This is a genomic window from Mesorhizobium sp. M1E.F.Ca.ET.063.01.1.1, assembly GCF_003998155.1.
In the GTDB taxonomy this organism is placed as follows: Bacteria; Pseudomonadota; Alphaproteobacteria; order Rhizobiales; family Rhizobiaceae; genus Mesorhizobium.
In genome coordinates this window covers 1-414 of record NZ_RZSC01001694.1, presented here as the reverse complement: position 1 = coordinate 414, position 414 = coordinate 1, and the positions used below count along the sequence as shown (strand labels likewise).

Annotated in this window: 1 pseudogene; it reads left to right on the top strand. The window is 55.8% G+C overall.

What is annotated here, in order from left to right:
* Positions 1-27: 27 nt before the first annotated feature.
* Positions 28-414 (top strand): annotated as a pseudogene (locus EOA29_RS42585) (gamma-glutamylcyclotransferase); the annotation flags it as partial.

The window sequence follows — 414 nt, the reverse complement described above, 5'->3', positions numbered from 1 at the left end:
GTTCATACGGGCAAGGGCCGTTGGTGGGTGATTACCAATCCGACAAATCTTTATTCGCAAGAACAGTTCCCAAACATGGACCTTGCGGTGACATTTCACATGGGCCTCTGCTTGCGTATCCCGCGCACCCAACAACAGCGCAAGTCCGATAGACGCATCATCCCGTTTGGGAGTGTCTTCACACATCTGGTTGAGGCCACAGATGCACTGGGGCAGGCCCAGAATGTGCCTGACTATCAAGCCATAGGGATGCGAGCGCGCGAGGCTCTTCTCGCGTTCATCCGCGCCGCTCAAGACATTACAGAGTGGACCATGGAGCCGGCCCCGAAACGCGCCGACTTTCGCGCTTGGACTGACTTAATCTGCAATACAGCATTAGGCGGAAGTGCGCAGCAGGAACGCCGACACCTATTT